We start from the raw sequence: 11,559 nt of genomic DNA, 5'->3' as shown, positions 1-11,559 counted from the left end.
AGGCCGCCATGAGCCTCCGAGCGGGGTTGTCGTGCTCGATCGCCTGGTCCGCGGTGTCCGCGACGACGAGATCCGCGCCCATCTCGGGCCAAACGTGCACGATATTGCAGTTTTTCGCAACGAATTCGCATGCCTGGAGCTCGATCTTAGCCGTTTTTCCCAATTATTACGAGGGTTTGACAATAGTAGAGTCCGCTATGTGCCACGGCTTCCGCATTGGGCTCCTGAACAGTCCCCCGCACCCCGTAAACCGCCCCGATCTTCGCCCGTCCCCTCCGATCGCCCCGTCCACGGACCCCTCCCAAGGCCCGAAACAGGCCCTGTAGCGCATGAGCCCGCTAGCCTACGGATGAGCTAGACGGGTGTACGGCTGAGCTAGCTTGCCTGGTAATTGGCACGAAAAAAGAGTGAATGGATCGGCCACTGGTCCGTCCAACGTAGTGCGAGCCAAGGAGAGCTCGGGGCGGGTTCGCCCACGGTTCACGGAGAGGCGCCACGGGGCGCCCTTCCCCTCAGCTGGACGCCACGGGGCGCGCACTGAGGAGCCCACGGGGCGCCAACTAGGCGCACCAGGGCGCTCCGAAGAAAGATCGGAGCGAGTGAATAACGAGACGGACCGACCGTCTAACATTGTGAGTCCGATAGCGGACGCGGTGACATAGCGAAGGGCGGGAAAACTGCAAGCCTGGCCACGGGCCGGCACCGACGCGGGAAGAGATCCGCAAGGTGTACAACCCATGAGCACCAAACCGAACGGCCTCGGGGCCAAGCTTTGCGACGTGTGCGGGCGCCTCTACACCTGGGGTTGCGGGCACTCAGGCTCGCAAGAGAGCGACTCGCGCCGGCACTACGCCACGGCGAAGCACAAAGCGCGCGAGTGCATGTGCTACGGGCACGACCACTGCGATCCGAAGACGTGCCCGCTCGCGGGCAAACGGACGCCCTGTTACGTTCCCTTCTACCAACACACGCCGGAGCCTGAGAAAAACTGGCGCGTCGTGTGGGTGAGCGACGACAAGCAAACGGGCGGTGTGCTCTGCCCGGGACCGTTCACGCACGACGAGGCTTGCGAGGCGCTCTCGCGATTCACGGTCCGCCCGGAGCGGCGGATCTTGGTGGAGCCAATCCGATGACCGCGCCCATCACGAAACCCGGCGCGCACGGCACCCTGTACCGCTACGCGATCAAGTACCGCGACGCGCACGATCCGTGCTGCCCTGAGATGGTCTGGCATTGCTGGGCGTACAACCTAGACCACGCGGAAGAGAAGTTCTACGGCGACGGGGACGAGGGCTGGCGGATCGTTTCGCTGGCCCGCGTCTCGGATGCGGCTTCGCAGCATCGCGCCGTGCAGCATGCGCCGAGGTCGTCTTGAAGCCCGGCGACCTCGCGGTGTTCAAGGATCCGGCCGGTCGCGTCATGTACGGCGACGGCGGTTACACGGTCCTCAGCGTCGGGCGCGTCAACGTCAAGGTCTCGTGCGACGTGCGATTCTCGCCCACGGGGCCATGGTTTCACCAGGAACACCGCTTCCCGATCGCGCACGTGGCGCGCGTGGTCGACATGAGCCGGAACGGCTGCGGGCACGATGGCCCGGCTTGTACGCCGCTCCTCTGCCACTACGATTGAATAAATCCGGCCCCCGGCCGTCCAACGATTGAGAAAGGTAGAAGACCTTGGGCGAGTATGCGATGTACGGAGGACAGCAGATCAAGATCGGGACGTGCGAGCAGATGTACTACCTGCGCGCGGACCAGGCGCACAAGGTCGCGCCACTGCCCGGCAACGTGGACCCGGTGGCGCAGCGCGAACACATCCGGTTTCGCTTCCCGTTCCCCGACGAGGATCACGTTGAGCCGGGCGCATTCGAGAACTACGAACGCACGCAGTGGCTTCACGGCATGACGCCCCCGGTCGAGATCGAGCACTACTCGATCCAATTCCAGGGCCACGCGGCGGCCGGCACCATGCTGCTGTCCGTCCCCTGCCCGATGGGGCCAGGCTGCGACGTGCTCAAGGTCGGGCGCAACGGCTACATGGGCGACGTGGGGATCCATTCGCAGCGGTGCCTTGGCAGTTTCCGCATGCTGGTCTGCCGTTGCGGCGGGTGCGGCGCGCTCTACCGCGTGCCGACGCTGGACGAGGCCATGCCCTACGTCAACGCTTGCAAGGCGGAAGCGGAGCGATTGGAGCGGCAGGGCCAGTGCCTCGGCTACGACGAAAGCACGCGGGCGCAGTGGCTGCGCGAGGCGTCGTATTGGCTGGCCCTCGCTACTCGCATCGTCGAGGGTTACCGCCCCGGCGCGGGCGACTTGCCGCAGGGGCCGCCCCCCGCGTCTCGCCCGGAGCCCGAGCCCGATCCGGTGCCCCCGCCAGCAAACGACACGGCCAGCGCGTCGCGCCACCTGAACGTGGCCGAAGCGTGCGCCGAGCTGCGCACCCTTCTCAGGAAGGCTACGTACCGATCGTGGTCCGTGACGCACGGTCGAGGGACGGCGTACGGGTGGATCACGGTCCACGCCATGCCGAAAGACCGGCTCGACGGCTACCTGACGAACGCCGACGCGCGGACGCTGGCGGCCCTGTTCGGAGAGTCGCGGCCGGTGCATCATCAGGGGCTGAGCATCTCGCCCGACGCGCGAGGGTACTACGTCGCCCAGCTCAGCAAGGGCGCGCGGTACGTGCTGACGCCCTCGACGTGCGTGCCGCTGGCGCCGTTCCCGAAGGCTGCGCCGTGAAGCCCTGCTCTTGCGGAGAGGCCGAGCCCCACCGGATGGCACGGCGCATGACCCTGGACGGCATCACCGTCGAGCTGTGGAGCGACGGGTGGTTGACGTCGCGCATGGGCACGAAGATCGGCAAGCTGCCCAATCGCTACGAGTTTCACCGGGCTTCAATGTGGGTCGTGCTCGACATGATCGAGCTCCTAGACCACGCCGAGATCAAGCCCATGCTGGCACACTGGAGGCGCGCTCGCGCCCTCGTGGGTGCAACCGATGCAACAGCGCGAGCCGAGGTGCGGCGCCGCATGACGCCCCCTCGCAAGCCGGCGCCGCCTGGGCCGGACGCACTCTACCGCGCCTTGCAGCTCGCGAACGGGATGACGGTGGACATTCGGATACGATGACCGACGCGCCGACCCCCGCCCGGGTCGGCCGCCGCGCGGGGTAGCTGAGTCAGGCGTACCATGTCCAGGTGGGCGAAAGCCCCAAGCGTAAAAGGACCAGGCACTCACCTATCCCGCGCGACGAGTCGCACAAACGAAAGGCATTCCAATGAGCAACGAAGGCAAGGTCATCTCCCATCACACCGGCATCATCTCCCGCATGCAGGCGATCCCTGCCGAGCGGCGCGACCGCGAGCGGCGCCGCGTGTTCGGTCAGCCCCGCCCCGAGGTCAACCCGGCTGGCGATGCGGTGCGCTGCGAGTTGGACACGGGCGACGACGACATGAGCTTCAGTTTCGAGATCCCCGCGACCGATGCGAGAGAGATCCGCATCGGCCAGGAGGTGACGATCGACGTCAAGCTGACCGGACGCTGAATGAACGCGGCTGCCGACCCCTCCCCCGGGTCGGCCGTCTCCACCGGCCTGCGGACTTGCTGCGGCTCTCTCGCGAGGCTGCGGGCGGGTTGCGGGCCGGTTGAGACGAGTCACGAAAGGGAAAGAACATGAGCCACGACAAATACGGTCGCCTCAAGTGCGACGGATGGTGCGGAGACGCGAGCGCGCCCCAGGACTGCCCGTCCAAGGTGACGCACATCGACGAAAAGGGGTACGCCTACTGCACCCCGTGCGGCATCCAGCGCAAGCAATCACACCGCTGCCGCAAGCTCACGCCGCGCGAGCTCAAGACGATCACCAGCGGCGGCCAGATCGCGTACTACAAGCCGCGCAAGGTCGAGTGCTACCGATGCCAGGCGAAGCACCCCGCGTCCGAGGGCGGCTACTGCGCCGGATGCCGCGAGCTGCTGAGCACCGCGAGCGCGATTGAATAAACGGCGGCGCGAGCCGTCCAACTTGCTGAAAGGTAGACGACGATGACCAGGACAGAGATAGAGACCCTGGCGCGCTTCGCAGCGTGCCTGCTGTCGGAAGAGGGCGAGACGCCGCGCAACGCTCTCGATTCGTTCAGCGATCCGGATGAGATCGTTGCCATCGCCAAGCGCGCGTGGGTCGAGATCGAGGACAACGGCGGTTTCCGCGAGGAGCGGGACACGATCGAGGTGTCGCGCGAAGACCTGGCACTGGCGCGATCCATCATTCGTGACCTGTGCCACGACTGGCCTGCCCACGAGTTGGCTGACGATCCCGAGCGGGTGTGCGGCACGTTCAGCAGACTGCTCGGAGATGGTTACGACTTCGCCACCGGGGAGGTGACGCGATGAAGCGCCTCCCCCGATCCCTGCGTCGCGGCACCCAGGGCGAGATCGCCTGCTGCCACCGCGACCTGTCGGTCTGCCCAGCGTGCGCCGCGAAGTACGCGCCGGAGCTGGTCGAGGTCTACAGCGTCCACTACTGGATCCCCGATCCGGCTGAGCGTGCGGCGCTCGCCAGAAGTCACGAGGCGTTCGATTCGGTGGAGGTGCAATCGTGAGCGCGACAGAATGGAAGCGCCTCACGAAACGCACCGAAGATCCGAAGCTGGCGTGGCTCGAGGCGCAGCTCACGGCGGCGGGCATCGAGCATCGTCGCAATGGCGAGTCGTTCCACGCTCCGATCCTCGAAGTCTCAGCCGACAGATGGGACGATGCCTGGTCGATTCTCGATCCGGTGGACGACGTGCCCGACGACCATCCGTCGTTCGGCGGGTCGCCTGGGGGCGAGCCGTGATCCGCCTCACCTTCTCCTTCCACACCCCCGCCCACGCCTCCGACTTCGCGGAGGAATGCCTGGACAGCTCTACCCAGCATCACCGGGTGGTCGAGGTCGAGACCACGCAGGGAGCGGACGCGAGAGACTTGGCCCGCCGCCACGGCGGCCGTGAATATCCGGCGGCGTAGGCCGTCCAACATCTGAAAGGTAGAAGACAATGGCGAAGAGTTCAGGAGAGGCAGTCCAGGTCAGCTACACGGTCGCAACGCTCGACGCGCGCAGCGAGTTCGCTCGACTGCGGCGGCTGCTCGGCAGCGCGACACCGGAAGCGCAAGGCGAGCTCGATCGCCTGGTCGACGTGCTCACCGATGCGTACCACGCGCGGGACGGCATGGTGGACGACGAGAGCTACATGGCGGCGCGCGAGGGGTTTCAGGACGAGATCGCGCAGCTCGAAGACGAGCTGCGCGATCGCGAGGCCGAGTGCGAAAAGCTCGGCGGGGTCGTCGCGGAGCTGCAAGAGACGCTCAAGGTGTCGCCCGATCAGCTCCGCGTGGACAACGCGGCGCTCATCGCCGAGAAGGCGGGACACGAGGCCGAGATCGCCCGCTGGAAGGGTCTCGCCGAGCGGGAGACGGCGACCGCAACGCGCTACGCCAGAGAAGTCACCGAGGCGAACGCCGCGCTTTCTGCGGCCAACTACCGCATGGCTTCCTGGTCGTCCGACAAGACGGCAGCCGAGACGGCCGACCACTACCGGATCAAGTACGAAGAGGCGTGCAAGCGTTTCGACGGTCTACGTGCTGCCATGCAGAGCGCGATCAAGTTGGCCTATCAGGATGCCGCGCGCAGCAAGGTCAAGCGCGAGGCGATCCGGGCGGTGGAGAGCGGAGTCGAGTCACTGCTACGATTGAGCAAGTAACCCGGCCCCACCGCCGAAGCCTGCGCGCCCTCGGGAGAGCACCCGTTCTACCTTTCCGGGCAAGAGCCCTAGAGGGCGCGTGGACTTCGGCGGTGAGCCTACAAGGAAAGAGGTGGGAGCCATGAACGCGACAACGATGGCACGACAAGGTGTGACACTGTGGATTTCGTACGTGGGCTTCGGTGCCCCGAGCAACGCTGCTGGCTCGCGTTTCGGCGTCGGCCGGACGCGGGACGAGGCAAGCAGGAACGCTGCGCACTGGCACAACCAGGCCCCGTGGGAGAAGCGGCGCCGAGTCACCGTGTTCGATCAGAACTCGCTCGCCACGGTGTCCGAGCGGGACGAACTGATTTGTGGGCGCGTGCTACCGCTCGAAGAGACGCTCGAATTTCACCCTGCCGCACTTCAGGCTGCCGGACGCCGCGCGTGGGACCTGGCCCGGCAGGGGCTCACGGCAAGCGCGATCCTTGCGTGGTACGAGGCGTGCGCCGCTGCGCAGGTGCAGCCGTGAGTAAGGAAAGAGGTAGAAAGATGGGTCGCACGAAACAGAAGTGGGAGTGGACGGCCGCAGACAAGCGCGCCGCCGAAGCATTTGTGAAACGGCTCGGGCTCGACATGCGTTGGCCCAGCGATCGGCGCTCCGTCTACGCCATCCTGTGCGAGATGTCTCGCATGGAGGCGTACGACGCGCATCCTCAAGAGGCCACATGAACGCAGAGAAGGATCGCATCGAGGACGAGGGCACCGAGACCGTGGACGACGGCGCCCCCCAGCGCACCGCCACCAGCACTGACCGCTTCACCGGAGCCGTCAGCATCGGCAGCGAGGACGGCGCCCCCATCCAGCTTGCCACGCGCGGCTCGCAGGTCGTGCTCACGGTGCCCGCCATCGCGGGCAGGGACTACGTGCTCTCCGAGGAGGAGGCGTGGTGTCTGGCGCGGCAGCTGGACCTGGCGTGCAGGCGCGTCAAGAGGGCAGCATGACTGAACTCGAAGAAGCCGCGAAGCTGTACGCCGAAGCGCAGCGGCGTTACGTGGCGGCGTACGATGCCTGGCGCAAGGCGCACCCCGAAGAGCGCGCAGCAGACGATCACACCGCGCTCGCGAGCTGGCAGAGCGAGGTGCAGGAGATCTGCCGCGCTGCCAACCGCGCGAACCGGCGCATGCAGGACGTGGCCACGGGGATGTTTCCGTGAGCCTCACCATCCACCGAGGCTCCGCCGCCCACGCCCCCAACCGCGCCGGCATCCTGCGCGTGCTCCGCACCGTCCGCGACGGCGGCAAGCTCGAGGCCTACCACCTGCCGACGCTCGAGGCGATGACCGAGGCTGTCCACCACGGCTGGCTCGAGGTGCTCAACGACCGCCGGCCGGTCGAGCAGTGGCGCTATCGTTTGACCACCGAGGGTCGGAAGCAGGCGGGGCCGGCACTGCGGCTCATCGTTGGCGGGCTGCGGTGAAACGTTGCTTGAGTATGCCCCGAGGATGCTCACATGAAACGTGGACCGACACTGACACAGGCGATCTACACCGACTGGTATCGTAGGTACGGCGTCCGCTGAGAATGCCCCCGGCGGTCGGGAGAAAGAAAGACCATGATCCGATATGTGACACGATGGGCGCTGAGCACCGGCATCAAGACGGTGGCGTTCGAGGATCTAGACAAGGCCAAGGCCGACGCGAAGAATCGCGCTCAGGCCAAGGCAAAGCGCCTGCTGGCTCAGAGCCAGGCACTTTCGGACCCACGATGGCAACCGAAGATTTGCGAGTAACCGAATGGTCAACATGAGGAATCACGACCGAGCGAAGGCGTACCTGGACGCCCACATGAGATACATGCGGAGCGACCTGACGGACCTGCGAGTTGTCATCGACGAGGCATGCGCCGAGGCCATCGAGGAAGAGAAGGCCGAGCATCGGGAACTACCTGGACACACTGTCGAAGAAGTACGGGAAGTGACTGACTGGATCTGTCCCCGGAGGTTCGCCATGTCGGAAACGAAGTGCCCGCTCTGCGGTCGTGAGACGATGAAAACGCGCGTCGCGTACGGGCCACCCATGTCCGCAGCAGAGGTCGCCACCGTGTGTCTTCACCCGGCACACATCTACGATCTGGAGTTGCCGCCGTGCGAACGGATGGGCGTCCGGCGGATCGCCGACCTGGCGGCCGAGGTGCGCGAGACGCGCGAGGTGTTGGAGGAGATCGCATGCATAACGACGGATGGCGCGGTCGCGAAGATGGTGCGCGAGTATCTGGACGAGTGCGCACGACCGAAGACTGTCTAGACATGCCCCCGGAGGGCTCATGCTGAGAATCGGACGACTGGAGCTGTACTGGCGCAGCGGGTCATGGTGCCGGCCCGATGAATGGTGCTGGGGGCGTCAGGGATGCGACGTCGGGTGCTTCGTCCTCGACGTCGGCTTCTTCGTCGTCACTTGGTACGTGGGTGAGCACGCCGATGGCGACCACTGGCTCGTGCTCGAAAAAGATGACTAAGGAATGCCCCCGGAGGTCCGGGAGGCGTCGGACACATGAAAGAAGCAATGTATCCCCATCTCGTTTCCGGTCTCGCCGTGGCGGCAACTCTGTTGCTACTTCGGATGGGGCTGAGCGCTGGCGGTATCGACGACGCGGAGGGATGGGACCTGTTGCTGTTCCTCGCGATGCTGATCGCGATCGGCTGGGCCATGTCGTCATGAGCAACCCGGAACCCAAGTACGACCTGCGTCCCTGCCACCTCGATGTGGTGCGCGACCTCTGCGAGCGCTTCCACGGGTACAAGTCGGCCGGCAACGCGAGCGCGTACGCCTTCGCCGTCTACGAGGATGGGGAGGCCGTGGCGGGGTACGCCTGGCAGCCACCGCCACCCGGTTGCGCTCGTGCAGTCTGCCCCGAGGTGCCGGGCGGCGTGTTGGCGCTCTCGCGCATGGCAGCTGTCGACCGGGGCGACCGCGCCTTCCACGTGTCGCGCCCGCTGCGCCGGCAGATGCGCACCCTCATCGACCGCGGGCGCTGGCCGGTGCTCGTGACGTTTAGCGACGAGGGCCAGGGCCACACCGGGCACGTCTACAAGTGCTCAGGATGGCAGCCGACGCACCGCGGACCTCGCCCGGTGTTCGAGGACAGCAAGGGGCGTCGCGCGTCATCCTACTCGAACGGGAAGCACGGCGGACGCGCGGACGTGATGCGGGCCGGGTCGACCGTCATGCAGCGGTGGGAGCACTGGGCGTGCGAGCGCGGCGAAGCGCTACAGTGGATGGCGCGACACGGTTGGCAGCGCGTGCTGATTCCAGGAAAAACTTGGCGTTCAGGCAATCCGGCGCACACTTGGGTGCATCGCGAGCCGAGCGCGATTGCTGCGGAATAGATCCACTAGATCTGCCCACAGAGGTTCTATCCCGATGCGCCCCACATGCAGACAGATGACCGAGACGGGCTTCATGTGCGGCTCGATCCTGCCATGTTCTTTTCATGGCGCACGGTCTCAAGCCGCGTGGCTGATTGAGATGAACGGCGTTCTGCTCTGCTACTCGAAAGACGGTTCGTGCTACCGATGGGTTGGGTTCTCCGATCCGGCCGCATGTCGGTTTGCCACGCAGGCCGACGCAGAGAAAGTAATCGCGGAACATGCGCTACCAGCAACCGCGGTGGAACACTTGTGGTTGAGTGGACCGCCGCACGAATGAGAACCGCGGACAAGCAATCACTGGATCTGCCCCCAGGAGCGAGGACGACGATGGCGATGCCCGACTTCGTGGACAACGGTGACAGCGTGGACCCGAGGAACACCTGTCCTGAGTGTAGCGGCGATGTGATGGTCGTCGGTCCTCGCGCGTGGTGCGTCAAGCCGTATCAGGAGGGCGGGTGCGGTGGTGACTGGCGACATGACGGCAGTAGGTGGAAGAGGTACGAGGTGAAGCAGAAGGCGCCTCCGGTATCCACGTAGAACGAGTGCAGTGCCCCCTGAAGCGGGCGGCGAGAAGGAGCTGGAGAGAACGATGGCCCACTACATGACAACCGAGGAGGAGTACACGCGACAACTCCAGGCCCTGCAATGTCGCGGGTGCTCGCGCGTATTCCTCTACGACCGCCTTGTGGATCGCAAGGTGGACAAGGTGCGCGACCGCGCTTACGTGGTGTGCCCATGTGGAGATGAGTTCTCCTTGTCGTACGGTAACGTCTCGTGCGCAGGCCCCCACCGCTGGGTGCAGGTGGCCGTAGCTGGTGGCGGTACGACGCAGGTATGCGGCGAGTGCAGTCAAGTGCGCCCCTGAAGAACGAAAGCAGTGCCCCCTACTCTTGGGGCCGAGAGGGAATCGAGGATGGGTATCTACCCCTGTAAGCACTGCGGCGCGCTGTTCGTGTCCGTGACCATGACGCAAGAGGAGCACGCGCTCGGCTGTCCGTACTCCAAGGCGAAGTACCCGTGCCGGTACTGCCGCAGGCCGATGTACGTCACCGCCTACGTGTTCGATGAGAACCCGTTCTGCGCGGCCTGCCTGCACGAGCGCATGACGCGCACTCCTGATCCGTTGGACGGTCCGCGGATTGAGTGTGGTCTGCCACACTGAATGAAGTGCCCCTGTCCCGCCCCGCGTCACCTCTTCGGTTGACAGCGGCCCACATCGTCGCCACCCTCGGCCGATGCGAAAACTCATCCCTTTCCTGTTCGCCTGCCTGCTCACCGCACCGCTCAACGCCGACGAACCCGTACGCGTCACTCCCGCCCAGGTGCTCGAGCTGATGTCGCGCGTGCCCGAGAAGGCGCACCCCTCGCGCGCCGGGCGCTACGACCAGGCCGGCGACGCCAGGGAGATCGCGGCAGCCATTGCGGGCGTCGCCCCCGAGCGCGACACGGCGGCCCTGATGACCGTCTACGCGGCCTACGAGTCGAGCAACCAGAAGTGCGTCGTCGGCGACGGGGGTCGCTCCTGGGGCACCTGGCAGCTGCAGTACGTGCCGCGGGAGGTCGCCTGCGATCCCGCCCGGGCAGCTTCAGTCTGGCTGGCGATGGCCCGCGACGCGAGCACGCGGTGCCCGCAGAGCCCGCCTGACGACCGCCTGAGCGTGCTGACTGGGGGCAGCTGCTCGAGGGGGGTGCTGGTGGCCCGGACGAGGGCCAGGATTGCGCGGGAACTCGCCGCCCAGCAAGCCGCCCAGCCCTAGACCGTCAGCCTCGCTCTGCACCCCCTGGGCCCCACGTGCACGGGCCTGCGTAGGCCCTGGCGCAGCTCCAGGTAGCCGCCGCAGGCGCACGTCTGCACCCGCTCGGCCGGCAGCGGCTGGACGGCGTACGGGGGCTCCGCGGGCTTCAGGGCACGCCCGGGGGTTCTCACGGCCACCCTGGCGGCCCGACACTGCGCCGAGATGACACGGGGGGCGCCGCTCAGGCGCACGACGTGCCAGCGGCCCTCGGGGTGTTGGGGGGCAAGCCGCTGGGCCTCGGCGAACAGCTCGGCGATTTCGGTGGGGGTGACGATCATGACGCTGTTCGCGCCAGGTCGTCGAGCCGCAGCGCCTCGCGGCCGGCGACGGTGACCTTCCAGTAGCCCTGGGCGGGGCGCTCCTCATACGCGAGGCCATCGGCGGCCTCGGTGCGCCCCGCCTTGCGCAGCTCGCTCTCGACCATGCAGAGCGTGACGTGGGCGCGGGAGAGGGAGGCTTGGTCGAGGCGGGGTGCGACGACGCGCTCGCTTCCAGCATCACCCGCGTCGTCGCTCTCAGAGTTGTCGCGCACTTGCACCATCGCACCTTGGACGGACCACCATCCTGCCACATTCAAAACGCCTCGCCTGTGGCATTTTGCCTTGCAGGATGCGCGGGC

General features: G+C 66.4%; 23 protein-coding genes. 22 read left to right on the top strand and 1 reads right to left on the bottom strand.

What is annotated here, in order from left to right:
• Nucleotides 1-737 precede the first annotated feature (737 nt).
• The 22 genes from ACYDAT_RS14760 to ACYDAT_RS14655 all read left to right on the top strand — a co-directional run bounded on the left by ACYDAT_RS14760 (nt 738) and on the right by ACYDAT_RS14655 (nt 10,901).
• Nucleotides 738-1,133 (top strand): hypothetical protein, encoded by a 396-nt coding sequence (locus ACYDAT_RS14760; protein WP_461451081.1) that lies wholly within the window; start codon nt 738-740, stop codon nt 1,131-1,133.
• Nucleotides 1,130-1,375 (top strand): hypothetical protein, encoded by a 246-nt coding sequence (locus tag ACYDAT_RS14755; RefSeq protein WP_461451079.1) that lies wholly within the window; start codon nt 1,130-1,132, stop codon nt 1,373-1,375. The genes ACYDAT_RS14760 and ACYDAT_RS14755 overlap by 4 nt, the downstream gene beginning before the upstream one ends.
• Complete coding sequence (locus ACYDAT_RS14750) at nt 1,372-1,629, top strand: hypothetical protein (protein ID WP_461451077.1); 258 nt, start codon at nt 1,372-1,374, stop codon at nt 1,627-1,629. Before ACYDAT_RS14755 ends, ACYDAT_RS14750 begins: the two co-directional genes overlap by 4 nt.
• Nucleotides 1,630-1,676: 47 nt before the next feature.
• Nucleotides 1,677-2,738: a hypothetical protein gene (locus tag ACYDAT_RS14745; protein WP_461451075.1), complete on the top strand. Its 1,062-nt coding sequence runs from the start codon at nt 1,677-1,679 to the stop codon at nt 2,736-2,738.
• A 47-nt stretch (nt 2,739-2,785) separates the two neighbouring features.
• On the top strand, nt 2,786-3,127 hold the full coding sequence (locus ACYDAT_RS14740; protein WP_461451073.1) for a hypothetical protein: 342 nt from the start codon (nt 2,786-2,788) through the stop codon (nt 3,125-3,127).
• A 148-nt stretch (nt 3,128-3,275) separates the two neighbouring features.
• A complete protein-coding gene (locus tag ACYDAT_RS14735; RefSeq protein ID WP_461451071.1) occupies nt 3,276-3,542 on the top strand; it encodes a hypothetical protein in 267 nt (88 codons plus the stop codon).
• A 128-nt stretch (nt 3,543-3,670) separates the two neighbouring features.
• On the top strand, nt 3,671-3,997 hold the full coding sequence (locus ACYDAT_RS14730; protein WP_461451069.1) for a hypothetical protein: 327 nt from the start codon (nt 3,671-3,673) through the stop codon (nt 3,995-3,997).
• A 42-nt stretch (nt 3,998-4,039) separates the two neighbouring features.
• Nucleotides 4,040-4,387 carry a hypothetical protein gene (locus ACYDAT_RS14725; RefSeq protein ID WP_461451067.1) on the top strand — a complete coding sequence of 116 codons (348 nt, stop codon included), beginning with the start codon at nt 4,040-4,042 and terminating at the stop codon, nt 4,385-4,387.
• Entirely contained in the window at nt 4,384-4,596 is a 213-nt protein-coding gene (locus tag ACYDAT_RS14720) for a hypothetical protein (protein WP_461451065.1), read from the top strand. The genes ACYDAT_RS14725 and ACYDAT_RS14720 overlap by 4 nt, the downstream gene beginning before the upstream one ends.
• The gene (locus tag ACYDAT_RS14715) at nt 4,593-4,832 is read left to right on the top strand and encodes a hypothetical protein (RefSeq protein ID WP_461451063.1); all 240 of its coding nucleotides are present in this window, start codon (nt 4,593-4,595) and stop codon (nt 4,830-4,832) included. The genes ACYDAT_RS14720 and ACYDAT_RS14715 overlap by 4 nt, the downstream gene beginning before the upstream one ends.
• A gap of 199 nt (nt 4,833-5,031) precedes the next feature.
• Nucleotides 5,032-5,736, top strand: coding sequence for a hypothetical protein (locus ACYDAT_RS14710; protein ID WP_461451061.1), 705 nt, complete (start codon nt 5,032-5,034; stop codon nt 5,734-5,736).
• A gap of 121 nt (nt 5,737-5,857) precedes the next feature.
• The gene (locus tag ACYDAT_RS14705; RefSeq protein WP_461451059.1) at nt 5,858-6,247 is read left to right on the top strand and encodes a hypothetical protein; all 390 of its coding nucleotides are present in this window, start codon (nt 5,858-5,860) and stop codon (nt 6,245-6,247) included.
• A 196-nt stretch (nt 6,248-6,443) separates the two neighbouring features.
• Nucleotides 6,444-6,719, top strand: a complete 276-nt coding sequence (locus tag ACYDAT_RS14700) for a hypothetical protein (RefSeq protein WP_461451058.1) — start codon at nt 6,444-6,446, stop codon at nt 6,717-6,719.
• Complete coding sequence (locus tag ACYDAT_RS14695) at nt 6,716-6,931, top strand: hypothetical protein (RefSeq protein WP_461451056.1); 216 nt, start codon at nt 6,716-6,718, stop codon at nt 6,929-6,931. Before ACYDAT_RS14700 ends, ACYDAT_RS14695 begins: the two co-directional genes overlap by 4 nt.
• Complete coding sequence (locus ACYDAT_RS14690; protein WP_461451054.1) at nt 6,928-7,194, top strand: hypothetical protein; 267 nt, start codon at nt 6,928-6,930, stop codon at nt 7,192-7,194. Before ACYDAT_RS14695 ends, ACYDAT_RS14690 begins: the two co-directional genes overlap by 4 nt.
• 135 nt (nt 7,195-7,329) lie before the next feature.
• Nucleotides 7,330-7,506 carry a hypothetical protein gene (locus tag ACYDAT_RS14685; protein WP_461451053.1) on the top strand — a complete coding sequence of 59 codons (177 nt, stop codon included), beginning with the start codon at nt 7,330-7,332 and terminating at the stop codon, nt 7,504-7,506.
• 13 nt (nt 7,507-7,519) lie between these two features.
• Nucleotides 7,520-8,020, top strand: a complete 501-nt coding sequence (locus tag ACYDAT_RS14680) for a hypothetical protein (RefSeq protein ID WP_461451051.1) — start codon at nt 7,520-7,522, stop codon at nt 8,018-8,020.
• Nucleotides 8,021-8,039: 19 nt separating this feature from the next.
• Nucleotides 8,040-8,231 (top strand): hypothetical protein, encoded by a 192-nt coding sequence (locus ACYDAT_RS14675; RefSeq protein ID WP_461451049.1) that lies wholly within the window; start codon nt 8,040-8,042, stop codon nt 8,229-8,231.
• Between the two features lie 35 nt (nt 8,232-8,266).
• Nucleotides 8,267-8,434 carry a hypothetical protein gene (locus ACYDAT_RS14670; protein WP_461451047.1) on the top strand — a complete coding sequence of 56 codons (168 nt, stop codon included), beginning with the start codon at nt 8,267-8,269 and terminating at the stop codon, nt 8,432-8,434.
• Nucleotides 8,431-9,102 (top strand): Mom family adenine methylcarbamoylation protein, encoded by a 672-nt coding sequence (locus ACYDAT_RS14665; protein ID WP_461451045.1) that lies wholly within the window; start codon nt 8,431-8,433, stop codon nt 9,100-9,102. Before ACYDAT_RS14670 ends, ACYDAT_RS14665 begins: the two co-directional genes overlap by 4 nt.
• Before the next feature lie 955 nt (nt 9,103-10,057).
• A complete protein-coding gene (locus ACYDAT_RS14660; RefSeq protein ID WP_461451043.1) occupies nt 10,058-10,306 on the top strand; it encodes a hypothetical protein in 249 nt (82 codons plus the stop codon).
• 73 nt (nt 10,307-10,379) lie between these two features.
• Entirely contained in the window at nt 10,380-10,901 is a 522-nt protein-coding gene (locus tag ACYDAT_RS14655) for a hypothetical protein (protein ID WP_461451041.1), read from the top strand.
• A 313-nt stretch (nt 10,902-11,214) separates the two neighbouring features.
• On the opposite strand, the gene ACYDAT_RS14650 is transcribed toward ACYDAT_RS14655, so the two are convergent.
• Nucleotides 11,215-11,559 (bottom strand): hypothetical protein (locus ACYDAT_RS14650; protein WP_461451039.1); only part of this gene is annotated, 345 nt, incomplete at its 5' end.

The sequence above is a fragment of the Metallibacterium sp. genome (assembly GCF_054637675.1).
Note: the sequence above shows the minus strand (reverse complement) of the source record. Positions and strands in the feature narration are given on the sequence as shown.